Source organism: Microbulbifer maximicatervae (SeqCode) (genome assembly GCF_052467505.1).
This window is the reverse complement of record NZ_CP174313.1, coordinates 2,388,469-2,411,165: the sequence shown is the minus strand read 5'-3', so window position 1 is coordinate 2,411,165 and position 22,697 is coordinate 2,388,469. Positions and strand designations below refer to the sequence as shown.

The 22,697-nt window shown below is 51.9% G+C and carries 26 protein-coding genes; 17 read left to right on the top strand and 9 right to left on the bottom strand.

The annotated features are described in order from the left end of the window. Positions 1-31: 31 nt before the first annotated feature. The 4 genes from ACJJIN_RS10575 to ACJJIN_RS10560 all read right to left on the bottom strand — a co-directional run bounded on the left by ACJJIN_RS10575 (position 32) and on the right by ACJJIN_RS10560 (position 2,929). Positions 32-517, bottom strand: coding sequence for a hypothetical protein (locus tag ACJJIN_RS10575; RefSeq protein ID WP_444898021.1), 486 nt, complete (start codon positions 515-517; stop codon positions 32-34). A 151-nt stretch (positions 518-668) separates the two neighbouring features. Continuing rightward, positions 669-1,280: a TPM domain-containing protein gene (locus ACJJIN_RS10570; protein ID WP_444893211.1), complete on the bottom strand. Its 612-nt coding sequence runs from the start codon at positions 1,278-1,280 to the stop codon at positions 669-671. Next, complete coding sequence (locus tag ACJJIN_RS10565; protein WP_444898020.1) at positions 1,280-2,026, bottom strand: TPM domain-containing protein; 747 nt, start codon at positions 2,024-2,026, stop codon at positions 1,280-1,282. Before ACJJIN_RS10565 ends, ACJJIN_RS10570 begins: the two co-directional genes overlap by 1 nt. A gap of 42 nt (positions 2,027-2,068) precedes the next feature. Beyond that, positions 2,069-2,929 carry a LemA family protein gene (locus ACJJIN_RS10560; protein WP_444898019.1) on the bottom strand — a complete coding sequence of 287 codons (861 nt, stop codon included), beginning with the start codon at positions 2,927-2,929 and terminating at the stop codon, positions 2,069-2,071. A gap of 86 nt (positions 2,930-3,015) precedes the next feature. Between ACJJIN_RS10560 and ACJJIN_RS10555 the strand changes: the two genes are divergently transcribed. The 8 genes from ACJJIN_RS10555 to ACJJIN_RS10520 all read left to right on the top strand — a co-directional run bounded on the left by ACJJIN_RS10555 (position 3,016) and on the right by ACJJIN_RS10520 (position 9,028). Continuing rightward, positions 3,016-3,552 (top strand): YaeQ family protein, encoded by a 537-nt coding sequence (locus ACJJIN_RS10555; RefSeq protein ID WP_444898018.1) that lies wholly within the window; start codon positions 3,016-3,018, stop codon positions 3,550-3,552. Between the two features lie 14 nt (positions 3,553-3,566). After that, on the top strand, positions 3,567-4,049 hold the full coding sequence (locus ACJJIN_RS10550; RefSeq protein ID WP_108733959.1) for a YajQ family cyclic di-GMP-binding protein: 483 nt from the start codon (positions 3,567-3,569) through the stop codon (positions 4,047-4,049). 11 nt (positions 4,050-4,060) lie between these two features. After that, positions 4,061-5,005 carry an SdiA-regulated domain-containing protein gene (locus tag ACJJIN_RS10545; protein ID WP_444898017.1) on the top strand — a complete coding sequence of 315 codons (945 nt, stop codon included), beginning with the start codon at positions 4,061-4,063 and terminating at the stop codon, positions 5,003-5,005. A 246-nt stretch (positions 5,006-5,251) separates the two neighbouring features. Then, positions 5,252-6,190, top strand: coding sequence for a hypothetical protein (locus tag ACJJIN_RS10540; RefSeq protein ID WP_444898016.1), 939 nt, complete (start codon positions 5,252-5,254; stop codon positions 6,188-6,190). Between the two features lie 64 nt (positions 6,191-6,254). After that, positions 6,255-7,190 carry an SdiA-regulated/phytase-like domain-containing protein gene (locus ACJJIN_RS10535; RefSeq protein ID WP_444898015.1) on the top strand — a complete coding sequence of 312 codons (936 nt, stop codon included), beginning with the start codon at positions 6,255-6,257 and terminating at the stop codon, positions 7,188-7,190. A gap of 13 nt (positions 7,191-7,203) precedes the next feature. Then, entirely contained in the window at positions 7,204-7,794 is a 591-nt protein-coding gene (locus tag ACJJIN_RS10530; RefSeq protein WP_444898014.1) for a uracil-DNA glycosylase family protein, read from the top strand. Positions 7,795-7,796: 2 nt separating this feature from the next. Beyond that, entirely contained in the window at positions 7,797-8,519 is a 723-nt protein-coding gene (gene ung / locus ACJJIN_RS10525) for a uracil-DNA glycosylase (protein WP_282931947.1), read from the top strand. A gap of 272 nt (positions 8,520-8,791) precedes the next feature. Further along, complete coding sequence (locus ACJJIN_RS10520; protein ID WP_444898013.1) at positions 8,792-9,028, top strand: DUF1059 domain-containing protein; 237 nt, start codon at positions 8,792-8,794, stop codon at positions 9,026-9,028. Positions 9,029-9,189: 161 nt separating this feature from the next. Here ACJJIN_RS10520 and ACJJIN_RS10515 read toward each other — a convergent pair whose 3' ends face one another. From ACJJIN_RS10515 to ygfZ, 3 genes are all read right to left on the bottom strand, one after another. Further along, the gene (locus ACJJIN_RS10515) at positions 9,190-9,735 is read right to left on the bottom strand and encodes a hypothetical protein (protein ID WP_444898012.1); all 546 of its coding nucleotides are present in this window, start codon (positions 9,733-9,735) and stop codon (positions 9,190-9,192) included. Positions 9,736-9,921: 186 nt separating this feature from the next. Then, on the bottom strand, positions 9,922-10,473 hold the full coding sequence (locus ACJJIN_RS10510; RefSeq protein ID WP_444898011.1) for a hypothetical protein: 552 nt from the start codon (positions 10,471-10,473) through the stop codon (positions 9,922-9,924). Between the two features lie 196 nt (positions 10,474-10,669). After that, positions 10,670-11,710 carry a CAF17-like 4Fe-4S cluster assembly/insertion protein YgfZ gene (ygfZ, locus tag ACJJIN_RS10505; RefSeq protein ID WP_444898010.1) on the bottom strand — a complete coding sequence of 347 codons (1,041 nt, stop codon included), beginning with the start codon at positions 11,708-11,710 and terminating at the stop codon, positions 10,670-10,672. A gap of 112 nt (positions 11,711-11,822) precedes the next feature. Between ygfZ and ACJJIN_RS10500 the strand changes: the two genes are divergently transcribed. Beyond that, the gene (locus tag ACJJIN_RS10500; protein WP_282931952.1) at positions 11,823-12,068 is read left to right on the top strand and encodes an FAD assembly factor SdhE; all 246 of its coding nucleotides are present in this window, start codon (positions 11,823-11,825) and stop codon (positions 12,066-12,068) included. Next, positions 12,043-12,495, top strand: coding sequence for a protein YgfX (locus tag ACJJIN_RS10495; protein ID WP_444898009.1), 453 nt, complete (start codon positions 12,043-12,045; stop codon positions 12,493-12,495). Before ACJJIN_RS10500 ends, ACJJIN_RS10495 begins: the two co-directional genes overlap by 26 nt. A 46-nt stretch (positions 12,496-12,541) precedes the next feature. On the opposite strand, the gene nadB is transcribed toward ACJJIN_RS10495, so the two are convergent. Next, positions 12,542-14,149 carry an L-aspartate oxidase gene (gene nadB / locus ACJJIN_RS10490; protein WP_413662753.1) on the bottom strand — a complete coding sequence of 536 codons (1,608 nt, stop codon included), beginning with the start codon at positions 14,147-14,149 and terminating at the stop codon, positions 12,542-12,544. Positions 14,150-14,327: 178 nt separating this feature from the next. Here nadB and rpoE point away from each other — a divergent pair, with 178 nt between their 5' ends. The 5 genes from rpoE (at position 14,328) to ycjG (ending at position 18,483) form a co-directional block, all read left to right on the top strand. Continuing rightward, positions 14,328-14,942, top strand: coding sequence for an RNA polymerase sigma factor RpoE (gene rpoE, locus ACJJIN_RS10485; RefSeq protein ID WP_282931954.1), 615 nt, complete (start codon positions 14,328-14,330; stop codon positions 14,940-14,942). A gap of 118 nt (positions 14,943-15,060) precedes the next feature. Then, positions 15,061-15,765, top strand: coding sequence for a sigma-E factor negative regulatory protein (locus tag ACJJIN_RS10480; protein WP_444898008.1), 705 nt, complete (start codon positions 15,061-15,063; stop codon positions 15,763-15,765). Between the two features lies 1 nt (position 15,766). After that, positions 15,767-16,990 carry a MucB/RseB family sigma factor regulatory protein gene (locus ACJJIN_RS10475; protein WP_444898007.1) on the top strand — a complete coding sequence of 408 codons (1,224 nt, stop codon included), beginning with the start codon at positions 15,767-15,769 and terminating at the stop codon, positions 16,988-16,990. Positions 16,991-17,002: 12 nt separating this feature from the next. Then, on the top strand, positions 17,003-17,452 hold the full coding sequence (locus ACJJIN_RS10470) for a SoxR reducing system RseC family protein (protein ID WP_282931957.1): 450 nt from the start codon (positions 17,003-17,005) through the stop codon (positions 17,450-17,452). An 83-nt stretch (positions 17,453-17,535) separates the two neighbouring features. Further along, positions 17,536-18,483 carry an L-Ala-D/L-Glu epimerase gene (gene ycjG / locus ACJJIN_RS10465; RefSeq protein ID WP_444898006.1) on the top strand — a complete coding sequence of 316 codons (948 nt, stop codon included), beginning with the start codon at positions 17,536-17,538 and terminating at the stop codon, positions 18,481-18,483. Here ycjG and mpaA read toward each other — a convergent pair. Continuing rightward, positions 18,471-19,175 carry a murein tripeptide amidase MpaA gene (gene mpaA / locus ACJJIN_RS10460; protein WP_413662748.1) on the bottom strand — a complete coding sequence of 235 codons (705 nt, stop codon included), beginning with the start codon at positions 19,173-19,175 and terminating at the stop codon, positions 18,471-18,473. The genes ycjG and mpaA overlap by 13 nt on opposite strands. A gap of 171 nt (positions 19,176-19,346) precedes the next feature. Here mpaA and ACJJIN_RS10455 point away from each other — a divergent pair, with 171 nt between their 5' ends. Together ACJJIN_RS10455 and lepA are read left to right on the top strand one after the other, a co-directional pair. After that, a complete protein-coding gene (locus ACJJIN_RS10455; RefSeq protein WP_413662747.1) occupies positions 19,347-20,741 on the top strand; it encodes a Do family serine endopeptidase in 1,395 nt (464 codons plus the stop codon). 134 nt (positions 20,742-20,875) lie between these two features. After that, entirely contained in the window at positions 20,876-22,681 is a 1,806-nt protein-coding gene (gene lepA, locus ACJJIN_RS10450) for a translation elongation factor 4 (RefSeq protein WP_413662746.1), read from the top strand. Positions 22,682-22,697: the final 16 nt, after the last annotated feature.

The window sequence follows — 22,697 nt, the reverse complement described above, 5'->3', positions numbered from 1 at the left end:
GCACCTTATTCATTTTTTAAGGGGGATTAATTTAGTCTGGTGCTTCAAGATCAGTACCGAAGATTGCATTGACTTCCCCGTAGATTTTCTCAGTCAGATTTTTATAAATTAATTTTCCGCCATAAATAGTAGGTATGAATACAACCTCAGCAGGGGAAGCTGGTAACTTTTCGGACCCCGGCTTGGTACTGCTGGCGTCCCAGGTCGGAAATTTCACTTGCCGGTTACTGATGGCCCATTCCACTCTGAGAGCGTCGAGATCGCCAATGTGGTTGCTCCGCAAATGCTCGACATGAAAAGTTAAGTTATCGCTGTTACCCAATGCTGGCAGGAAGCGGGTCGTGGCTTGCTTTGGGCGAGGGGAGGCTATACGAGTGCCGGGCAAGTAAGCGTCCCCGATTGCCGAAGTCGTATTTTTCTTTTGTAGTTCTTGAGACCAGAGAGCGTCACTGAATCCGGATGCCAGTAACAGAAGAGTAATACTGAAAAGCTGCGATAGGGTTTTAGTCGGAATCATCTTCTTGTATAGAGTTTACTTATGGGTTTTATGTCTTTAGGCAGCTTAGTTGATGATTCAAGTCACAATAGGAGGGTAGATTGGTATGGCGTGGAGTTTCGTTTTGAAACTTGAGTAAGTTGGTGTTGCCAGTTTTGGGGGATACGGGGATTTAATTGATAACGACTAGATGATTCGGTAGTTCATCTTTAATGGTGCTGGTGGGTATCGCTTCGTGAAGTAGATCTCCGCATTGCTCAATACATACCAGTAATGCCTCTCCTGCTTTTCCCCGCTTGATTTGTTGCACAAAATTTTCCACTACTCTCTGCCAGTTGTCATTGGTGATGTGTTGAGCAATGCCTCTGTCGGCCAGTATTTCTACATAGTGTTCGGCTTCTGAAACAAATATCAGTAGCCCGAGTCGATCCTTGGTTGCGTGTAAATCCTGCTCCAGAAATTGCCTGCGAGCTAAGTTTGAAGCTCGCCAGAATTTTATTTTCTTTGGTACCAGGCGCATGGTGATGGGGCGCCAGCGGAATATTACTGCCAGGACAATAAATACAATCCACTGAAGCGTCACCGCCTGTTGAAGGTTGATCCAGAACGGCAGGAATTCGATCAGAGGGGAGACTAACAGTGTTAGGAATGCGGCCCATAGGGTAGAGATATAAAGGTAGTTGTCCGCTTCTTTGGCGACCACAGCCATGACTTCAGCGTCGGTGCGGGACTCTACTTCCTTGATTGCCTCTGCTACCTGGCGTTGATAAGTATTGGTGAGCATTACCATCCTCCCGATGCGCCCCCTCCGCCAAAACCTCCGCCGCCCCCGCTAAACCCGCCCCCAGAGCTGCCGCCGGATAGACCTCCGCCAAATCCACCTCCACCATAGTAGCCGCCGTAGCGCCCCCGCTTAAAAATGCGGCTCTGTACAGGTGAACCCAGTGCTGCACTGCCGAAGAGGTGTAGCATGACCAGCAGAAGGAACAGGCCGACCAGTACAGCAATTCGACGCCCCTCTTTGGTTTCTACGGGTTCAGCGACATATTCATTTTTCGTCGCGGCGATAATTGATCGAACCCCTGCATTGATTCCGCCGCTAAAATCGCCATTGCGAAACTCTGGCAGTACTTTGGTTTGGATAATATTTGCCGCCAATGCATCGGTTAGGGCTCCTTCCAGGCCGTAGCCTACTTCGATACGGACCTTTCTATCATTGGGCGCAATCAGGAAAAGCACGCCATTGTCTTTGTCTTTCTTTCCTAGCTTCCACTTGCGTGCCAGTTGGTTGGCATACTCCTCTATAGTGATGTCCTGAAGCTCGGGGATGGTGGCGACCACCAGCTGATTGTCGCTGTCGCGCTCATACTGCTGTATCAATTCAGTAAGTTGGTATCTCTCATCGGCCTTTAACAACTCTCCCTGATCTACCACTCGGCCGGACAGCGCTGGAAACTGCACATCGGCCCAGGCTGTTAAGGCACAGACCAGAGCGATCAGGATGGTTATGGCAAGACTGGGGCGGTTCATTTTGGGGTCGATGGCGCCTGTCTATTGGAAGTTGAGGAGCCTCTAAATAACTCCGTAATGCCTCTGCGGGTCTTGAAGGCTGCAGATGTTAGGCGCAGCTCGCCGCGAATGGCCGTAGCCCTTTGCAAGAGCTGCAACGCAGCAGCTGTGGCCTTCAAGACTCGCCCTTCGGGGCTTGCAGAGCGATTCACACTCCGCGTTGCGACTTCTTGAAAGGTCTAGACATTCCTGCGAAGCCGCGCCTTGATTGTGAACCGCTCTGCATGCCAGAGGTATCATGGAGTTATTCAGAGGCTCCTTAACCTCAGGTGCCTTATCGGCATCTTCACTGGTGGCTTCGAAAGTTTCTCGAAGCGGCATATCCCTGTAGAGCACGGCATGCCAGATTCTTCCTGGAAAAGTGCGAATCTCGCGGTTGTAGCGCTCTACAGCCTGGATATAATCCCGGCGCGCGACACTGATGCGGTTTTCGGTGCCCTCTAACTGAGATTGCAGTGTGAGGAAGTTCTGGTTGGCTTTGAGGTTGGGGTATCGCTCTACCACCAACATAAGGCGGGATAGCGCGCTGGTTAACTGGCCTTGTGCTGCTTCGAACTGTTGCAGTTTGGCTGGGTCATTGAGAAGGTTGCCGTCAACCTGGAGAGAGCTGACTTTGGCCCTTGCCTCAGTGACGGCTTGTAGGGTTTCCCGTTCGTGGGATGCGTAAGCTTTTACGGTTTGCACCAGATTGGGAACCAGATCGGCACGGCGCTGGTATTGGTTTTGAACCTGGGCCCAGGTGGCTTTAACCTGCTCGTCATAGGTTGGGATATTGTTGACACCACAGCCACTGAGGGTGGTTGCCAGCAGCAGTAGCAGTGAGCTCTGCCAAAAGGGCCAGCCGCTGGGGAGCGCAGAGGTCATGCGGAATATCCTTATTCTCACGTGAACCCATCAAGAATAGTCCGCCTGACTCCCGGCGCTGGAGAAGGCATCAACATGGAGTCAAAATGGCGTTAAAAGCAACAATATTTAAGGCCAAAGTCCAGATATCCGATATGGACAGGGATTATTACGCCGAACATCCGCTCACTTTGGCGCGACATCCCTCGGAAACAGATGAGCGTATGATGGTGCGCCTACTGGCTTTTGCACACAATGCGGCGGAAACGCTGGAGTTTACCCGGGGATTGTCCTCCGATGAGGAAGCGGATCTCTGGCAAAAAAACCTGAGCGGGGAAATCGATCTCTGGATTGAAGTGGGGCTTCCCACTGAGGAACGAATTCGCAAAGCCTGCAACCGCTCGAAGCGCGTTATCGTATACAGTTACGGGCGCCGTGCAGCACCAATCTGGTGGCAGAAACAGGCCAGCCAATTGGAGCGCTTTGATAACCTTACCGTCTACCATTTAGCCGCTGATGCCACTGAGCAATTGGCGGCTATGGCTGAGCGCAATATGGAACTGAGTGCCACCATTCAGGATGGCCATATCTGGCTGGCCGATAGTGACAACAACGCGGAGATTACTCCGGAAACCTGGAAATAGGAGCAGACAACTTAATGCCTTCTTTTGACATTGTATCTGAAGTGGATAAGCACCAACTCACCAACGCTGTGGATCAGGTGAATCGCACTATTACCAACCGCTTCGACTTTAAAGGTGTGGATGCGGAAGTGGAGATGAGTGAGTTCTCCCTGGTAGTTCGCGCTGAAGTGGACATGCAGGTAGACCAGATGGTGGATATGCTGCGCGGCGCGCTGATCAAATGCGATATCGATCCACTGGCGATGGATGTAGGTGATAAAGAGCAATCCGGCAAGCAGGTCAAATTGGACGTGACCCTGAAAAATGGCCTTGACAAAGAACTGTCAAAAAAGATTGTTAAGCTGATCAAAGATGAAAAGCTCAAGGTGCAGGCTGCCATTCAGGGTGAGCAGGTGCGTGTTACTGGCAAGAAGCGCGATGACTTGCAGCAGGTGATCGCCTTGTTGCGCGGTAAAGAGCTGGAACAGCCTTTGCAGTTTAATAACTTCCGCGATTAATTGGTTTTGCAGTGATCAAGCGTACTCTCTTCAGTGTTCTATCCGTGCTGTTGTCGCCACTGGCGATAGCCGCAGAAATTACCCCGGCTAGGTTGCTGGCCAGCTATTGGGTTGATAGTAGTGCAGGCCTGGATATTTCCGGCTTAAGTTTCTGTTCTGGAGATCTGCTGGCAGTCTCCGATAAGAACTCTGAAGAGATCTACACGCTTGAACTTCGCGATGGCAGTGCCGACCTGGTATCACATCTTCGCTTAATCGGCCTTGGGATACCGGAGCAGGATGAGCCTGTCAGCGCTTGGGAAGGCTTCAAGGAGTTGTTCCGCCCGGCAGAAGATCTGGACTTTGAAGGTGTTACCTGTAGCGATGGCCAGGTCTATCTGGTCAGTGAGCATTACAACCGTATTGCCATCGTAGATATCGAGGGAAATGCACGCTGGCAGGAGCATAGCTGGTCGGCATTAGCCAGGTCCCAGGGGTTTCTACAGAAGACCAATGCTTCCAGCGAGGGGTTGGTGAAAGCCGACGATACTTTCTGGATAGCCATGGAGCGTGAACCCCGTGGTTTGTTGAGGCTTAATGCAGATGGCGAGGCCAGCACACTGACTCTGCCTCAAGTAGATGGCCTGGACTTTGCTGGCCGTTCAGAAGACTTGGCGGGATTGGATTACCACGACGGCGCACTCTTTACCTTGGAGCGCAACGCCCACGCCGTGTGCCGCAGGGCACTTCCTAGCCTGGAAGCCGAGTGGTGCCTGGATTATCGTGCCCTTGAAGAATCTCCCGAGCGGGTTTATGAAGAAACCCGCTATGGAAAGGGCGAGGGGCTGGCAGTCGGAGAGCAGGGTATTTTCGTTATCCTCGACAACAATAATATCGGCCGTGCCCTGGCGCCTGACGACAAGCGCGCGCTGTTGTTGCATCTGGCAATGCCAGATGAGGCCAGTAGGCAGCAATAATTGACTCTGTCTGGCGCCGTACTTTCCGGGAGTCGGCGCTAATCCCATCCCTTTAGTTCTTTCCCGTTCAACAAGTCCCTTCATTTTTAAAATATCTTCTAGTCACTAGCGCTAAAATTGTTTAGAGCAATTGGGGTAACTATGCTGTGTACCAATAGCTATTGGGACCTTACAGCTTGGTAGTGTCTGTTGGCCGCAGGGAATCTCCCGGTTCTTAAATCTCTTTGGCGATAAATTGGAAGGATCGTGATTAAGCGTATTTTTTTAACTATCGTATGTGCGCTCTTGTCATCCTTGGGGCTGGCAGCTGAAATTATTCCCGCCAAAAAAATAGCTCATTACTGGGTGGATGATAGTGCCGGGTTAAGCATATCTGGATTGAGTTTTTGCGATGGAAAAATGGTTACGGTGTCGGATAAGCAATCCAGGGAGATCTACCAGATAGTATTGGGAGATAGGAGTGCAACCTTGGAGCCTTATATCAAGCTGGCTGGGCTCCGGGTTCCGAAAAAAGATAGGCCTACTAATTTATGGTATTTTCTACTGGAACTTACTCGCCCAGCTGCAGCGATGGATTTTGAAGCCATCACCTGTGCCGATGATAAATTCTATTTGTTGAGTGAACGTTACAACCGCATAGCCGAAATAAATATGGAGGGAAAGGGGCATTGGTTAGAAAATATGTGGTCGGCCACGGCTAAAGCCCAAGGCTATATGCACGGGTACAATCTCTCCGGTGTAGGGCTGCAGAAGGTGGGCGATGACTTTTGGATGGCTATAGAGCGGGATCCCCGTGCCCTGGTAAAACTCGGCCCCAAGGGAAGTGTACAGATTTTTACACCGCCGCCAGTAAAAGGGCTGGATTTTCGTGATGAGTCGGAAAATATGGCAGGCCTCTATTACTATGATGGGGCTTTGTGGACCCTGGAACCTAATGCCTATGCAGTTTGCCGCAGGGAATTACCCAGCTTGAAAGCCGAGTGGTGTCTGGATTACTGGGAACATGAAAACTCCTCTGAACTCGGCTACGAGGTATCGCGGACCGGTGGAAAGGGAGATGGTTTGGCTATTGGAGAGCGGGGCGTTTTTATTGTGTTTGACAATGATAATATCAGCCGTATTCACGACCCACAGGATCGCAGAGCACTCTTATTACATCTGGCTCTACCAGATCAATCTGACTAAATACCAATAGAGACTTTCTATTATTGGGGTTCGAATAGTCAGGTAGTGTTTAAAGGGGGATGTAATGATCAAGACAGTTTTCCTCGCAATTAATTTCATATTTTTAGCATCCGTGGGGATGGCTGCTGAGATTTTTTTGGCTAAAGATATTGCTGATTACTGGATAGATAATAGCTCGGGTGTAGGTCTATCTGGTTTGAGTTTTTGTGGCCAATTAATAACGATTTCTCCTAAAGAATCGGAAAAAATATATAGAATCAATTTACACGGTCAGAGTGCGACATTAGAAAAATACCTGAAAGTTAGCGGCCTGCCTCCGCCCAAAAGGGGAGTAGCCGATAATGTTTCTCACTTTGTTATGGATTTATTGCGGCCTAAAACCGCAATGCGTTTTGGTGGAATATGTTGTAGAGACGACGGTACATTTTTATTGAGTGAACGCCACAATCGAATAGCAGAAGTGGACACAGATGGGAGTTCACGCTGGATTAATAACAAGTGGTCATCAGCAATAGAACACCTGGGTTATTCGCTGAGATACAATAATGGCGGGGAGGGAATAGTTGAGGTTGGCGATGACTTGTGGGTAGCTTTAGAGCGGGAACCCAGGGGATTGTTAAAGGTGGGAAATAAAGGAGAGTTTCAAGTTTTCTCCTTGCCTTCTGTAGTGGGGCTGGATTTTGGAAACCACCCGGAGAATCTGAGAGGACTTGATTATCATGACGGCGCTCTTTTTACTCTTGAAAGCAACGCATATGCGGTATGTAGAAGAGCTCTGCCGAGCTTGCAAGCTGAATGGTGCTTGGTTTACCGTGAGATTGAAGAATCCCCGGAGCACGCCTATGAAGTGTCGCGGTTGGGGGGGATGGGGTCTGGAGTTGCTGTAAATAACCAGGGGGTATTTGTGGTTTTCAATAACAATAATATCAGTCGTGTCCGTGATCCCCAGGATCGCCGCGCGCGGTTGTTACATTTAGCTTTCCCCGACGGTAAACAATAGGGACATATAGTAGGTGGTAGTTGAGAAGTTACCGGCACTGCTGGAGGAAATACGGGCTTGTCGCCTCTGTGAAGAACAGCTTCCTCTAGGGCCGAATCCAGTCTTGAGGGCTGCAGCGTCTGCACGCTTACTGATCGTAGGCCAGGCCCCGGGCACCAGGGTCCACGCTACCAGTACCCCCTGGAATGATCCCTCAGGAGATCGCCTGAGAGATTGGCTGGCGATTGATCGGGACACCTTTTACGACGAATCCCAGATTGCCATTATTCCCATGGGCTTCTGTTACCCTGGGCGCGGCAAGGGCGGTGACCTGCCGCCGCGACCCGAGTGTGCCGCCACTTGGCACCAGCGCCTAATGGCACAACTACCCAACTTGCAACTGTCGCTGTTGGTGGGACAATACGCCCAGCGCCATTACCTCCCGCACTGGTATGGCAGTATTACCGAGAATGTTCGCCATTACCGCGATGCACTGCCAGCGGGATACTTTCCCTTGCCGCATCCAAGCCCGCGCAACACCCTGTGGTTGCGTCGCAGGCCCTGGTTTGAGGAGGAAGTTGTGCCCGAGTTACAACACTATGTTAAAAAGATATTGAAGGTTTAAGAATGCCGGTTCCGGACAAAATAAAGATCCACCCCTCTTGGTACGATGTTTTGGGCGGGGAGTTTGACCAACCCTATATGGCCCAATTGCGTCAGTTTTTAAAGGGGGAGAAGGCTGCCGGCAAGAAGATCTACCCAGCCGGTGGCCAGATCTTTAATGCCTTTAACTCCACACCTTTTGATCAGGTAAAAGTCGTTATCCTGGGTCAGGACCCATACCATGGCGTTGGCCAAGCCCATGGCCTGTGTTTTTCTGTGATGCCCGGAGTACGCATTCCCCCATCGCTGCAAAATATTTATAAAGAGTTGCACTCCGATATGGGTATTCCTCCTGCACACCACGGTTGCCTGCAACCATGGGCAGAGCAGGGCGTGCTTTTGCTAAATGCCACCCTTACTGTTGAGGACAGCAAGGCCGGCGCCCACCAAGGGCAGGGTTGGGAGCAATTTACGGATGCGGCGATTCACAAGCTAGCGGAACAGCGTGAAGGGTTAGTCTTTGTTCTTTGGGGGAGCTATGCCCAAAAGAAGGGAGGCTTTATCGACCGCAATAAGCATTTAGTGTTGCGTGCTCCACATCCCTCTCCTCTATCTGCGCACCGGGGTTTCTTTGGAACCCGTCCTTTTTCCCAGGCAAATCACTGGTTGCAACAGCGTGGAGAAAAGCCTATTGAGTGGGCTTTGCCAGAGGCGGGTCAATTGAAGCGGATTGCTGTGGAGATTTAGTGGCTTGACCCGGATAGGTATTATCTATCCGGGTTTGTATTTATCCAGAGCGCCAAAAATTCTATTCCTGTTATCCTTCTCTTGGCTTTTAGATAAAGAATTTTTCTATTTTTTAGTGGTTATATGCGTCTACTCTCTGCTTCGGCAGTGTTTTGGGATGGAAATCTATCGAGGCTTGAAAGCCAATTAGAGCTATTATCTATTTTTGGCTCTTTTGAAGTTATTTATCTGTCAGATAAAATGTAACTTATGAAATCTAAGGTGATATTGCTATGAAAATGATGACTTGTAAGGAGTTGGGAGGTGCCTGCGATTTGGAGTTTCACGGGGATAGTTTTGAAGAGGTGGCGGAACTCAGTAAGATGCACGGAATCGAGATGTATCGTAAAAATGATGCCCAGCACTTACTGGCTATGAAGAAAATGCAGGAACTGATGAAGGATCCTGAATTGATGCAGAGGTGGTACGAGTCAAAAAAAAGAAGAGTTTTCAGCTCTCCCGGATTGTAAATAGAGAAAATTAGTATTTATAGGTAAAAATAATTTGAGCGTAAAAAATGACGCTAAAATCGTGCTGGAATTGACTGTGGATATAGGGCTTGAGTAAATCAGAAAGTATTTCCAGTTGAGTGGTGATATATTAATTGCTCAATAATCTTCTCTGTTTTGGATTAGCGGTCCTTCACAGGGTGTTTCTTTTTGGTTTCAACGGCCTTCCAAAGAGGTCGCATTAACAACCGGGCAAACGCAAAGCCGACAAAAAACAAGTTACAGATATAGGCTAAAAAATAAGGACCAAACTCTCTTTCGAAAAATATGCCAGTAGCGTTGAGGGTGCTGACGATAACTACCGATGAAGCGATACTGAAAAGCCCATAGTAGGTAACTTTCATTACAATAGACACAAATTTGAAGTGTCTTTTTTTCCACAGATAGACAATAAAGCCTGTGGTGGCTATTCCCATCAAGGAGCTGCTTGTAGACCAAACATAGCCAGCATCGATACGGAAGTTCAAAAGTGTCAAAGAAAAGGCGGCGAGCAGTGCGCTGAATAGGCTGATATAGACAATCATGGCCAGAGACACCACATGCCCCCTAGAGATACTCTCTATTCTCCTTGACTGAAATGTGGCAACCATTGCCGCAAATCCTGCCAGCACTATGGATATTTCAATAATGACAAGCAATTGATCGATTTGTACCGACAGTTTTTCCATCTTCCGCTATTGTCCCAAGCAGAAAGGTTAAATAGGAAAGTTGATAACAGTATATGAGTGAAATGGAGAGCTGGTAAGTTGTTTCCCGTCTCACAATTAGCTTTATTTTATCCCGCTTGCTATATGGTTAATAATTATTGTTAGGTGTAGGTGTCCAATGGTTGGCGCCACACTTTTGGCTGAAAATCAGCCGGACGCCACCGTTTTCTCCTTGCCGGTTCGGCCTAGTTCATTTTCTTTAACAGCTACCCATAATGGGCGCATAAGCAGTCTTGAAAATGCATAACCGACAACAAATAGGTTGCAAACAAAGGATAAAAAATATGGCCCATACTCCCTGTTGAAAACGATCCCTAGCGCATTCATGATATTGATAATAACTACTGAGCCGGCAATGCCGAAAAGAAGGAAATAGGTAACCTTGGCAACAATTGAAACAGATTTGAGTCGTTTCTTTATCCATAGGTAGCCGATAGAAAACGACGTAGCCACACTCATGGCAAAACTGCTTACTGACCACAGGGTGCGGTCAGCAAGATCAAAATTGGATAGAGTCAGGGTGAAGGCAGCCAGTAATGCGTTGATCAAACTGATATAAATAATCATTGCGAGGGATACAATTCTTCCTTTGCCAAGATTTCTGCCTTTTCTGGGTTGGAGTGTGCCAACTATTGCAGCAAAGCCTGCCAGAATAATGCAGCATTCAAGAACGACAATTAGTTGGTCTAACTCTTTCAATATTGCCTCCCTCTACTGCTTTATTTAGCTGAAATTTTGAAGCCCAGGGAAATATCCATAAATATAGTAGCGGTAGTAAGCTGCGTTTTGAGTGGTGCAAATCTTTTTACTTTTCAGAGGTTTTTTCTGGTTGTTAAATCATAAACAAAAAAGGCGACTAAAAAGCCGCCTTTTTGATTAAAAGTAATTTTCCTGTTTAGGCTAGCGGATCGGCGTCTGCATCGTAGGGGAGTTCCTCGATATCCAAAGTGCGGCCATCTTTCAGGTGTAAGGATTCACCTGCGGCCACTTTGGCGATGGTGAGTACGGCGAGTAGCTGAACGCCTTCTTTGCTATGGCAGGCTTCCACCAGATTGCCAATGCTTTGCTTCCCATCTCCAAAGATCTCCATGCCCGATTCAGGGAGATCCCCCGAAGCGCAGCTTGCCCGGTAAAGGCGACGCTTGGCGGCGCCGCGGAATTGCATACGGGCAATTACTTCCTGGCCGGTATAGCAGCCTTTTTTAAAGCTCACGCCACCGAGCAGGTGCAGGTTGGTCATCTGCGGGATAAACATCTCTGTAGTGGCGACGTCCACTTGGGGAATGCCGGCTTCAATTTGGCGCATTTGCCAACAGTCATAGCCGGTAGCTTCACACTCTGGTGATAGCTTTTGCCACAGTTGCTGGACCTTGCTGGTGGGTACCAGGATGGCTAGCTGCAGGTCGGTAATACATTGGGCAATGCAGCGCTCCCCTTCGAAGTCAAATAGTTTCACCTCGCCGACAGAGGGTTGCTCGAAGCCCAGCAATTTGGAGGTGCGCTCTGCCACATTTCGTCCCTGCAGGCCTAACCAGTGGGTTTCATCACTGATGTCATGCAGCTCTGTTTTGAAAAAGACGGCGTACTTGGACAGCGCTTGCTGGGCGATGGGGGCCAAATTTTTTGGCAACCGGAAGATGAACTCACTTTGTGAAAGTTTCAGTGCACTAAAAGCACTGATCATACGCCCCTTGGGGTTGCAGTGAGCGCCCAGGGTGCTGTGTTCATCGGGAAGGTTGATCAAGTCACAGGTGAGCTGCCCCTGTAAGAACTTCTGGCTGTCGGGTCCGGTAATGGAAATAGCTCCGATTGGGCCCAGGTCCAGCAGGTGCAAACTCTGAGGGTCTTCGCGACTGGTGAGAGGGAAGTGAGCTTTGCTGCCCTCCCAAATGGCGCCCTCGTTGCTGAGAAAATCCTGCCACTGTTGCTGATCCATAATCCTGCCACCTGCATTTGTATTCGGGGCTTTATTTGGGGGTCCTTCGCGCCCTTTTCAAGTTTGGTGGAGCAGGGGGTATACTGCGCTTTTTATCTGGTTGGAAAGAAGTATGGATCGCAACCGCCTGTTTTGGGCCAGTCGCCGTGGCATGTTGGAATTGGATCTGGTTTTGCTGCCGTTTCTGGATAATGTTTACGAGACCCTGGAGCCAGAGGATCAGCAGCGCTATATCCGCCTGCTTGATGAGCAGGATCAGGATCTGTTCGCCTGGTTCTTGCGTCGAGAAGATCCGGCTGACCCGGACTTGAAGCGTATAGTGCAGATCATCCGTGACAACACCGGACTCCAGGAATAGCCCGACACCCCCGCTTTATGAGCGCAGCGCCCGCTTAAGTTGCGTCGTTGCGCCTTCCTTTCTTTTGCATTTGCTCCTTTTGTTGATCACCTTCCTGGCGATCTTACTACTCTGGTTGTGTAACCTGCCTTTAGTGTTATCAGGGCTGGCGAGCCTTTTTGTTATGGTTTACGCCGGGATAGAGTGGCGCCGGGTGAAAACTGTGAGCGGCCATTTATCGACCCGTGAGCGAAGGTGGTTTTGGCACCCTGATGGCGCAGATCGTCGCGAATTCCAGTTTGTAAATGAGCTGGTGTTGTGGTCTTGGTTGGTGGTGATTAATGGTCGGGATAGGGCTGGGCGCCGGCTCCGTTTGGTGTTGGCCAAGGATATGCTGGCGCCGCAGGATTGGCGCAGGCTACAAGTGGCACTGCGCTATTCCCGCTAGTTAGCTGGGTTGCCGTGGCGGGCCCAGCTGGCTAAAAATTGGTCGGTTAAATAAATTGGCGTTGGCCGGCAAAGTTCTCTGGCACCAAAATCGTGTCCATAGCAAGTTCACGCAGTTGGGGGTAGTCGAGGGAGTAGTGCAGCCCCCGGCTCTCGCGGCGATCCAGGGCCGAACGAATAATCAATTCCGATACCAGGGAGAGATTGCGCAGTTCAACCAGATCGCTGCTGATGCGGTAATTGGCGTAGAACTCGCGAATTTCTTTCTGCAGCAACGTTACTCGGTGCTGCGCGCGCAAGAGTCGCTTGCGGGTGCGCACAATGCCCACGTAGTCCCACATAAACCGGCGCAGCTCATCCCAGTTATGGGAAATCACTACATCTTCATCGGAATCAGTGACGCGCGATGCATCCCAGTCAGGAGATGGGCGGGGCGCCTGTACCATACCCAGGTGCTCATCGATATGCAGGGCTGCTGAGCGAGCGTAAACCAGACACTCTAACAGCGAGTTGCTAGCAAGGCGGTTGGCGCCGTGTAAGCCGGTAAATGTCGTTTCGCCAATGGCGTAGAGCTGGTCCAGATCTGTGCGCCCATGGCGATCGACCATAATGCCTCCACAGGTATAGTGAGCTGCAGGTACCACTGGAATAGGCTCTCGGGTGATATCAATGCCATATCGAAGGCAATTGTTATAAACCGTTGGGAAGTGATCGCGTACAAACTGAGGATCTTTATGGGAAATGTCCAGATAGAGGCAATCTGCCCCCAGCCGCTTCATCTCGTGGTCGATAGCGCGGGCGACGATATCCCGTGGCGCCAACTCTCCTCGCTTGTCGAAGCGGTCCATAAACCGGCTGCCGTCGGGAAGCTTGAGTACAGCGCCTTCACCGCGTAAAGCCTCTGTCACCAGCAGGGCTTTGGCCTTGGGATGATAAAGGCAAGTGGGGTGAAATTGATTGAACTCCATATTGGCCACGCGGCACCCGGCGCGCCAAGCCATTGCGATTCCATCGCCGCTGGCACCGTCCGGGTTACTGGTATAAAGGTAGGCCTTGCTGGCCCCCCCGGTGGCCAGGACGACGGCTTTAGCCTGGATCAGCTCGACCTCATCGTTGCTCTTGTTGAGTACGTAGGCGCCGGCACAGCGAAATCGGCCTTTATCTGGATCCGGCTGGCGAATTAGATCGATGGCAACGTGGTGTTCGAAACAATCGATATTGGGGCTGTTTAGCACCTTGGTGATCAGGGTGCTGTGTACCGCTTGGCCGGTGGCATCAGCGCTATGAATAATGCGCCTGTGACTGTGCCCCCCCTCTTTGGTGAGGTGGTAGCCCTGTTCCTCGCGGGTGAAGTCCACACCTTGATCGATTAACCAGCTGATCGCAGCAGTGCTCTCCTCTACGGTAAAGCGCACTGAAGCGGGGTGGCAGAGTCCTGCACCCGCGTCTAATGTGTCTGCAATATGCGACTCAACCGAATCCATCTCATCCAGCACTGCAGCGATGCCTCCCTGGGCGAACCAGGTAGAGCCATCTTGCAATCTCTGTTTGGAGAGCAGGGCCACGCGATACTGGGAGGCGAGATGCAGGGCCAGTGTAAGGCCTGCTGCACCGCTTCCAATTACGAGAACGTCGTAGTTTGCCTGGGCATTCATAGATTTCAATTATGTTTAAGGGTCGCGTAGTATAGCGCCTCCTGATTATTCGTCGATTTGACGTGGAACTTATGTCCTATTGTCATTGTCATCAACACAGTAAAAGAAACGCCTGCGCCGGTGGCCCCGCAGTTAAATTTTGTGGCGCCCGCAGTGTGGCTGGATATGGGAGTTGGGGATGACAGCGCATCAGGCGTCAACGAGTGACCGTGAGCTGGTAGAACGAGTACAAAAAGGGGACAAACGCGCTTTTGATCTTCTTGTACTCAAGTACCAGCACAAAATTGTTGCTGTAGTGAGTCGGTTCATTAAGGACCACAGTGAAGTACAGGATGTAACCCAAGAAGCTTTTATTAAGGCTTATCGTGCTCTTGCCAATTTTCGTGGCGAGAGCGCTTTTTACACCTGGATGTATCGGATTGCGATCAATACCGCCAAGAATCACCTGGTTTCCCGCAGTCGTCGGCCGCCATCTTCCGATGTTGAACTGGAAGATGCTGAGTTTTACTCGGGCGCTGACCTGCTGCGTGACAACGAGACACCTGAAAGTCAGATGTTTCGCGACCAGCTGGAAGCGGCGGTGCATCGCGCTATTCGCGCACTGCCAGAGGATCTGCGCTCAGCGGTAACGCTGAGAGAGCTTGAGGGACTGAGCTACGAGGAAATCGCCGAGGTTATGGGATGCCCGGTGGGAACTGTGCGCTCTAGAATATTTCGCGCACGGGAGGCGATAGACCGGACAGTCCAGGCCGTGATGGCCGGCGAGCCGGAAACACTGGGTGACAGGGGTTAAAATTGCGGAAAATTTTCCCAGTCGGGGAAACCAACCGCTCAGACTCCGGTCATAACATGTAACCAAATATGGTGCTTGTGGGCACCGAATAAATGATTGCACAAGAGGGTTAACCCCTATGTCCCACGGGAATCATCAGGAACGTCTTAACGAGTCGCTCTCGGCGCTCATGGATGGCGAAGTCAGCGAACTGGAGCTGCAACGGCTTCTGAAGGCCAGCGCGGCCTCTGAAGAGTTCGGTGAGCGCTGGTCGCGTTACCAACTTGCGGCGAGTGTTATGCGCCGCGAACAGGTCGCGCCGGTCGACATCGGCCTTGCAGCGAGTATTTCTGCCGCCATCGATGAGGAAGAGCCTCTGTCGCAAAACGGCAATGGGGGATCTGCGGTTGCTGGCAATTTGGTCAACAATCGCTGGTGGCGTCCGCTGTCCCGTGGTGCTGTTGCTGCGACGGTGGCCTTTGCTGCCATTTTGGGTGTGCAGCAAATGACAGATTCTCCACAGAGCGCTATTCAGGGGGCAAACCAGCCGGTAGCTTCGGTAGAACGGGAGGCTCAGCCGGTCGTTCAGTCTGCACCGCAGCCTTCCGGTTTCTATGTGCCCGCCCCTTCCACGCGCTCAGTGAGCACTGCGGCTCCCCGCTTTGTGCCGGAACAACGCACCGGTGTTGTGGGGCAGGCCGTAATTCAGCAGGCCCCGACTCCCGAGTTGATGCGCCACCTGAATCGCGTAATGATTCAGCACTCAGAACAAGCCGCTCATGTGGGCAGCCAGGGGATGGTTCCCTTTGCTCGCGCCACTTACGGCGAACAGGTTGGAATGTAGTGTGACGAAAGTCGAAACCAGGGGGCGCCGAATTTTCAGCGGGATTCTCAAGGCCAACGGTCTACTGTTGGCCTCCTCGTTGTTGGCACCCATGTCATTTGCCCAGGTTGACACTGGGGTCGAACCCAGTGCCCCCACCACCATCAATCTCGATATGAGTACTGCTCCCGCAGCAGCCCCAGCTGTAGTGGAGGTTGCTATGACAGACGGGGGCTCGGGAGAGGTGGAAAGTCCCGCTGCGGTACCGGCCGTTCCAGCAACTGCAACTCCAGAAAGTGCTGTTGGCGGCATGCCGGCGCAAGAGGCGGTGACATCTGGCGTAGTTAACCTCAACCCTGCAGCGCAGAACGGCATGGTAAGCCCGGGTGTGGTGAGTAATAACGAGGTTGAGCATTGGCTAGCCAAGTTGGCAAAGGCAGTAACTGAGCTTGAATACAGTGGTCTGGTGACCTTTGAGCATGCGGGCCTCCTGGAGACCTTGCAGGTAGTTCACGCGGTTCGAGAAGGTGAGCAGGTAGAGCGCGTGCGCTACCTCAGTGGTGAGCCTAGAGAGTTGATCAGCCACGGCAGTGCCGGAAATTGCGATGTCAGTGCTTCGCCAAGAAATCGTGCTACAGCATGGAACTCGGCGGGCCAACAACAGGCTCAGCGTGCCTACCAATTTATCTTGCGGGGTGAGGAGCGAATCGCGGATCGCGATGCTGTTGTGATTGAGGCGCGACCGAGGGATCGCTATCGCCTGGGCTTGGTAGTGAGTCTCGATAAACAGACTGGGCTGCCGTTGAAGACCATGCTGGTTAGCACCCAGGGCCGCGTACTGGAGCGTTACCAGTTTGTACAACTGGATCTCTCCCCTGTAGAGGATGCCGCACTACAGGCGGTCTCGAATAATGCCCGGCGCATCGACAATCGGAATGAGTGTACGGCTTCACAGAGCCGCTGGCAGGTGGGCTGGTTGCCCGACGGTTTCAGGGTAGTGTCCGTCAAGCCGTTATCTGATGGCGACATGATGGTGTTTAGCGATGGGCTGGGAGTGTTCTCTGTATTTGTCCAACGCCTCGGTCCAGAACTTGAGGGCTTTAAAGGTCGCGCAATCCGCGGAGCTACAACAGCCTATATGGACCGTCTGGAAATTGAAGGCGTTGCTTACACTGTAACAGTGGTGGGTGAAATCCCCGAAACTACAGCGCGCCGTGTCGCCAGCTCAATTACCGCAAAGAGCTAAGTGAGCATATAGGTGCTTCAAGAGCGTGGCCGGGTGGTGGCCATAGAGTCCGATGCTATCTGGGTGGAGACCACCCAGAGTAGCGCCTGTAATGGCTGTTCTACCAAGTCCAGCTGTGGGACTGGATTGCTGGGCGATCTGTTTTCTTCTTCGACCCGCGTTAAAGTAGCTCTCAACGGTTTTTCTGCTGATAAAATCCACCTCGATGATGTGGCAGTAATTGGTATTACCGAGAATGCCCTGACCAGTAGTGCCTTGCTGGTTTACCTCGTCCCCTTGATGTCCCTGGTGCTAGTTGCACTGATTGGGGATTCGCTCTTCGCTGAGCCCGGTGCTGTAATCGGGGCCTTGATCGGTCTGGTCTTCGGTGCTTTGGGCGTTCGCTGGTACAGTAGGTCCCAGTCGCAAAACCCCACCTACACCCCTGTACTTCTGCAGATTGAGCCCTCCCAAAAGAAATAGTCCGCCGCCTCCGCCTTCGCCAGCTAGCCCTCGTCTCCCTGACCTAAACTGAGAGTTCCTTTTATCGCCTGGAGGCTCTGTCAATGAGGGCTCGCTGTTTTGATGAGCGCTGGCCTCTACGCACTGCATTTGTCATCTCTCGTGGCGCGCGCACTGAGGCTCAGGTTGTGGTGGTGGAGCTTAGTGATGGTGAAGTCTCTGGCGTCGGTGAGTGCACGCCTTATGCTCGCTATGGAGAAAGTGCTGCCTCTGTTTTGCACCAGCTGCAGCCAATGCTCAAAGAGGTGAGCGATGGGTTGACCCGAGAGCAGTTACAGCTGCGTATGCCTGCCGGAGCGGCGCGAAATGCATTGGATTGTGCGCTGGCAGATTGGGAGGCTAAAAAAGCGGGGCGTCTACACCCGGCTCCGGATTTTCTCCCTACCGTACAGACATTAGTTGTAGATAGTCCCGAGGCAATGGCAAGTGCTGCGAAAATTGCTGTGACGGCGGGAGCTGATATTCTCAAGTTGAAACTTGATGACCAGCATGTGCAAGAAAGGGTGTCGGCAGTTCGCTCAGCAGCACCAGATACCAGGTTGGTGATTGATGCCAATGAGGCATGGCGAAAAGAGACCTTGTTGCAGAGATGTCATGATTTAAGCAAGCTGGGGGTAGCGATGCTTGAGCAGCCACTTCCAGCGAGTGAAGATGAATTTTTGGAGAGCTTTGAACACCCGCTGACGATTTGTGCGGACGAGAGTTGCCATACTCGGGAGGATCTACCGAAGTTGCTCAAACGCTATGAGATGGTCAATATCAAGTTGGACAAAACTGGCGGGATTACCGAGGCCCTGGCACTGGCAGATGAAGCGACTGATCTCGGCCTGGAAATTATGCTGGGATGTATGCTGTGTACCTCTCGGGCTATCCGCGCAGCCTGGCCCTTGGGAAGTCGAGCTAGCTTTCTGGACCTGGATGGGCCCACCTGGCTGGCCAGCGATGTGGAGCCCCCTCTGCGTTTCGAGGCAGGAAGAGTTTATTGGTCGTAAGTCAGCAGATCGATTAGCGCTTGCAGATAGTCTTCACTTGCCGCATCTGCTGATATTGGGGGGAATTCGAGAGTAATACAGGGCAGTGTTTGTTCTGCGCACCAAGTGCCGAATGATCCTGGGGTCTGGTAACCCACATCCCCAACCAGAGGCAGCTTGAAATCACTGGCAAGCTGCATGCCCAGAGGGCTGTTGCTGGGATCCTCGACACAGGCAAGGGGCTCGTGAATGGAAACGGTCCAGGTCGGTCCCAGCTTTGCAAACAACTGGCAAAGTGCAGAGGTCTCGGGTTCAGAGGCGGCGCTATCACCTGTACTTAACCGAACATCGCGTTTTTCCGCAGCACTGTTCCACCGGTAGACATTGCCACTGCCATCCCAATTTGCAGTGGCAAAGTTGCGGTTAAGATCTACGCCGCGTGCGTTGGCCCTGGTGCCCAGCTGGCAGCCATCCGGATTGACAGCGAGGATTACGTGATGTCTCAATGAATTGGTGGCGAGGGCCCGCAACGCGCAGGATAGAGCGACGACTGCGGCGACTTCATCTCCGTGGGTGCCGGCCATTATGAGGCCGTGGTGGGTGCCGGTTTGTGCGGGAAAATAGAGTAGAGGGGCACCCAAAACACTTTGGCCGTAGAGCTCAGTGGGCAGGTGAAACTGACCGCGTTCTGGGCGCGGGCGCATTTCGGACATCGTTAACTCTTTACACAGTTTTACAGTCTGTTGTAGAACTTTGGTGACTAGATCGCCACTAAGTCGTTACTGAGAGTCCCTAAGGGGCTGGACAAGCCAAGGCTCGCCCTTGAAAGGACTCGAAAATCCAATGGTTTCATATTAGAAGGGATCACTAGGGGTAACAAACCTATGGTTAAACGTTGTACACAATATCTACTGGTTCTGTGTCTGTTGGTTTCCGGGGCTGCCAGTGCCCGCGGACTACCCGAACTTACGGAGTTAATCGAAGATAACTCTCCGGCAGTCGTCAAAATCAACACGGTTGATCGCAACCGCACTAGTCGCAGCAGCCAGCCGCAGCTTCAGCAGGAAATTCCCGATATCTTCCGCCACCTTTTCGAGCCGCGCCAGCGCCAGCAGCGTCCGGTAGCGAGTATGGGTTCCGGCTTTATCATCTCTGAAGACGGTTATATCGTAACCAATAATCACGTGGTCGATGGTGCAGACCAGGTAACCGTTACATTGACTGATCGTCGCGAATACGAGGCGCAGGTTATTGGCAAGGATGTGCGCTCCGACCTGGCCCTGTTAAAGATCGACGCGGAGGACCTGTCGTCAGTACGCTGGGGGGATTCCGAAGAACTGCAGGTGGGAGAATGGGTTGTCGCTATTGGCTCTCCCTTCGGCTTGGACTACTCCGCAAGCGCCGGGATCGTCAGTGCGATGGGGCGCAGTATCCCCAATGAGAGCCGCGAGAATTACGTTCCTTTTATCCAGACAGATGTTGCAATTAACCCCGGAAATTCCGGAGGCCCGCTGTTTAACCTGGATGGCGAAGTAGTGGGTATCAACTCTCAGATCTATACCCGCAGTGGCGGTTCTATCGGGCTCTCCTTCGCTATTCCCGCAAGCCTTGCCCAGGATGTGGTTGCCCAGTTAAAAGAAAAAGGGCGGGTGGATCGCGGATGGCTCGGAGTGGGAATCAGTAATGTCGACCGCAATATGGCGGAAGCCATGGGCCTTGGTAAGCCCGCCGGCGCCCTGATCGATCAGGTGAGCCCTGGGTCGCCTGCAGCTCAAGCGGGAATTATGCCCGGTGATATCATTTTGCGCTTCCATGGTCAGAAGATAGGAGTTTTTGGTGACCTGCCGCACGTTGTAGGCCAGATTCGACCGGGTACACAGGCCCAGGTGGAGTTGATCCGCAATCGTAAACCCGAGCGCCTGAGTGTCACTGTCGGCACCCTGCCGGGTTCTGAAGATGAAGCGAGGCAAGTGGCAGCCAATCCCAGCTCTGGAGTGGGTGGGCGACTGGGTGTCGTGGTTGAGGAAATTCCCGATATCCTGAAGCAGCGCTGGAATGTGGAAACTGGGGTGCTGGTGAAGCAGGTGATTCCAGGCAAGCCCGGTGCCAAAGCAGGTTTGCGCAGTGGTGATATCATCGCGCAACTTGGTTTTGAAGAAGTTGGCGACATTAGTGACTACAAAACTGTCGTCAAGGATCTGCCGGAGGATGAGCTATTGCCGATTCGCTTCTTCCGGGCTGGGCAGTCCACTTTCCGTACAATTAAGATCGAAAGCTAGCCGCTTTCCAGCGATTGGTGGCCCGTTGGGCCACCTAGCTCTCACCTCTGTCCATGAGTTCTGTTAGACTTGCGCCACACAGTTGGCACTATAGCCAGCTAATCATTTGATTTTGCAAGGGTTTTTATTCCGCAGTGGCCACAGATCTCTCTCATATCCGCAATTTCTCCATTATTGCCCATATCGACCACGGGAAATCTACCCTGGCTGACCGCTTTATCCAGGACTGTGGTGGCCTCTCCGATCGGGAGATGGCTGAACAGGTGCTGGACAGCATGGAGCTCGAGCGCGAGCGTGGGATTACCATCAAGGCGCAGAGTGTGACGCTCGACTATGAAGCGCGCGATGGTAAGACCTATCAACTGAACTTTATTGATACCCCCGGACACGTGGATTTCTCCTATGAGGTGTCCCGTTCTCTGGCAGCTTGTGAAGGCGCGCTACTGGTGGTAGATGCCGCCCAGGGCGTTGAGGCCCAATCGGTTGCCAACTGCTATACAGCCATTGAACAGGGGTTGGAAGTTATCCCTGTCTTGAACAAGATGGACTTGCCCCAGGCAGACCCTGAAAAGGTTGCCGAAGAAATTGAAGATATTATCGGTATCGATGCCGCCGAAGCGACTCGTTGCAGTGCTAAGTCTGGCCTCGGTGTTGAGGATGTACTGGAAGATCTGGTGCGTTTGGTACCACCGCCGGAAGGCGATGTCGATGCTCCTCTACAGGCGCTGATTATCGACTCATGGTTTGACAGCTACCTGGGCGTTGTTTCCTTGGTGCGTGTTGTCCAGGGCACCCTGAAAACCAAAGAAAAGATTGTCACCAAATCTATCGGTCGTGCCCATGTTGTGGACAGCGTGGGAATCTTTACACCCAAGCGCCACGAAACCGGTGTACTTCGCGCAGGTGAAGTGGGCTTTGTGGTGGCAGGGATCAAGGATATTCATGGCGCTCCTGTGGGCGATACACTGACCCATGCTAAGGGCGCCGATGATATTGATATGCTGCCGGGCTTCCAGAAGGTTAAGCCCCAGGTTTATGCAGGCTTGTTCCCGGTTAGTTCAGATGATTATGAGGCTTTCCGGGATGCGCTGGAGAAGCTGTCGCTAAACGATGCCTCCCTGTTCTACGAGCCAGAAACATCCGATGCGCTGGGCTTTGGTTTCCGTTGTGGCTTCCTCGGCATGCTGCATATGGAAATTATCCAGGAGCGTCTGGAGCGGGAATACGACCTGGATCTGATTACCACAGCGCCGACCGTGGTTTATGAAGTTGAGCAGTCAGACGGTGAGATAGTGATGGTAGATAATCCATCGCGCTTACCCGATGTAGGCTCCATCGAAGAGATGAGGGAGCCGATTGCCGAGGTAAATATTCTTGTACCACAGGAGTATTTGGGCAACGTCATCACTTTGTGTGTGGAAAAACGCGGTATTCAAAAGGACATGCAATACGTAGGTTCACAAGTGTCCCTGCGCTATGAACTGCCGATGAGCGAAGTGGTTATGGACTTCTTCGACCGTCTCAAATCCGTAAGCCGCGGCTTTGCCTCTTTGGATTACAGCTTTGTCCGTTTTGAAGCGGCCAAGTTGGTGCGACTGGATATCCTGATTAATGGTGACCGAGTGGATGCCTTGGCGCTGATTGTCCACCGCGATAATGCGCAGCAGAAAGGCCGCGCAATGGCGGAAAAGATGAAAGAGCTGATTCCTCGTCAGATGTTTGATGTGGCGATCCAGGCGGCTATTGGTGGTCAGGTAGTTTCGAGAACCACGGTGAAGGCGCTGCGCAAAAACGTGACGGCCAAATGTTACGGTGGTGACGTTACTCGTAAGAAGAAGCTGCTGGAGAAGCAGAAAGCGGGTAAGCGCAGAATGAAGCAGTTGGGCCGTGTTGAAGTGCCGCAGGAGGCATTCCTGGCGGTACTGAAGGTGGATCAGTAGGGCTTCGGCCCTACGC

Excerpts from the sequence above, each read along its gene's own strand:
- ACJJIN_RS10575 (WP_444898021.1), bottom strand. The coding sequence starts at position 517 with ATGATTCCGACTAAAACCCTATCGCAGCTTTTCAGTATTACTCTTCTG.
- ACJJIN_RS10570 (WP_444893211.1), bottom strand. The coding sequence starts at position 1,280 with ATGCTCACCAATACTTATCAACGCCAGGTAGCAGAGGCAATCAAGGAA.
- ACJJIN_RS10565 (WP_444898020.1), bottom strand. The coding sequence starts at position 2,026 with ATGAACCGCCCCAGTCTTGCCATAACCATCCTGATCGCTCTGGTCTGT.
- ACJJIN_RS10560 (WP_444898019.1), bottom strand. The coding sequence starts at position 2,929 with ATGACCTCTGCGCTCCCCAGCGGCTGGCCCTTTTGGCAGAGCTCACTG.
- ACJJIN_RS10555 (WP_444898018.1), top strand. The coding sequence starts at position 3,016 with ATGGCGTTAAAAGCAACAATATTTAAGGCCAAAGTCCAGATATCCGAT.
- ACJJIN_RS10550 (WP_108733959.1), top strand. The coding sequence starts at position 3,567 with ATGCCTTCTTTTGACATTGTATCTGAAGTGGATAAGCACCAACTCACC.
- ACJJIN_RS10535 (WP_444898015.1), top strand. The coding sequence starts at position 6,255 with ATGATCAAGACAGTTTTCCTCGCAATTAATTTCATATTTTTAGCATCC.
- ung (WP_282931947.1), top strand. The coding sequence starts at position 7,797 with ATGCCGGTTCCGGACAAAATAAAGATCCACCCCTCTTGGTACGATGTT.
- ACJJIN_RS10520 (WP_444898013.1), top strand. The coding sequence starts at position 8,792 with ATGAAAATGATGACTTGTAAGGAGTTGGGAGGTGCCTGCGATTTGGAG.
- ACJJIN_RS10515 (WP_444898012.1), bottom strand. The coding sequence starts at position 9,735 with ATGGAAAAACTGTCGGTACAAATCGATCAATTGCTTGTCATTATTGAA.
- ygfZ (WP_444898010.1), bottom strand. The coding sequence starts at position 11,710 with ATGGATCAGCAACAGTGGCAGGATTTTCTCAGCAACGAGGGCGCCATT.
- ACJJIN_RS10500 (WP_282931952.1), top strand. The coding sequence starts at position 11,823 with ATGGATCGCAACCGCCTGTTTTGGGCCAGTCGCCGTGGCATGTTGGAA.
- nadB (WP_413662753.1), bottom strand. The coding sequence starts at position 14,149 with ATGAATGCCCAGGCAAACTACGACGTTCTCGTAATTGGAAGCGGTGCA.
- rpoE (WP_282931954.1), top strand. The coding sequence starts at position 14,328 with ATGACAGCGCATCAGGCGTCAACGAGTGACCGTGAGCTGGTAGAACGA.
- ACJJIN_RS10480 (WP_444898008.1), top strand. The coding sequence starts at position 15,061 with ATGTCCCACGGGAATCATCAGGAACGTCTTAACGAGTCGCTCTCGGCG.
- ycjG (WP_444898006.1), top strand. The coding sequence starts at position 17,536 with ATGAGGGCTCGCTGTTTTGATGAGCGCTGGCCTCTACGCACTGCATTT.
- mpaA (WP_413662748.1), bottom strand. The coding sequence starts at position 19,175 with ATGTCCGAAATGCGCCCGCGCCCAGAACGCGGTCAGTTTCACCTGCCC.
- ACJJIN_RS10455 (WP_413662747.1), top strand. The coding sequence starts at position 19,347 with ATGGTTAAACGTTGTACACAATATCTACTGGTTCTGTGTCTGTTGGTT.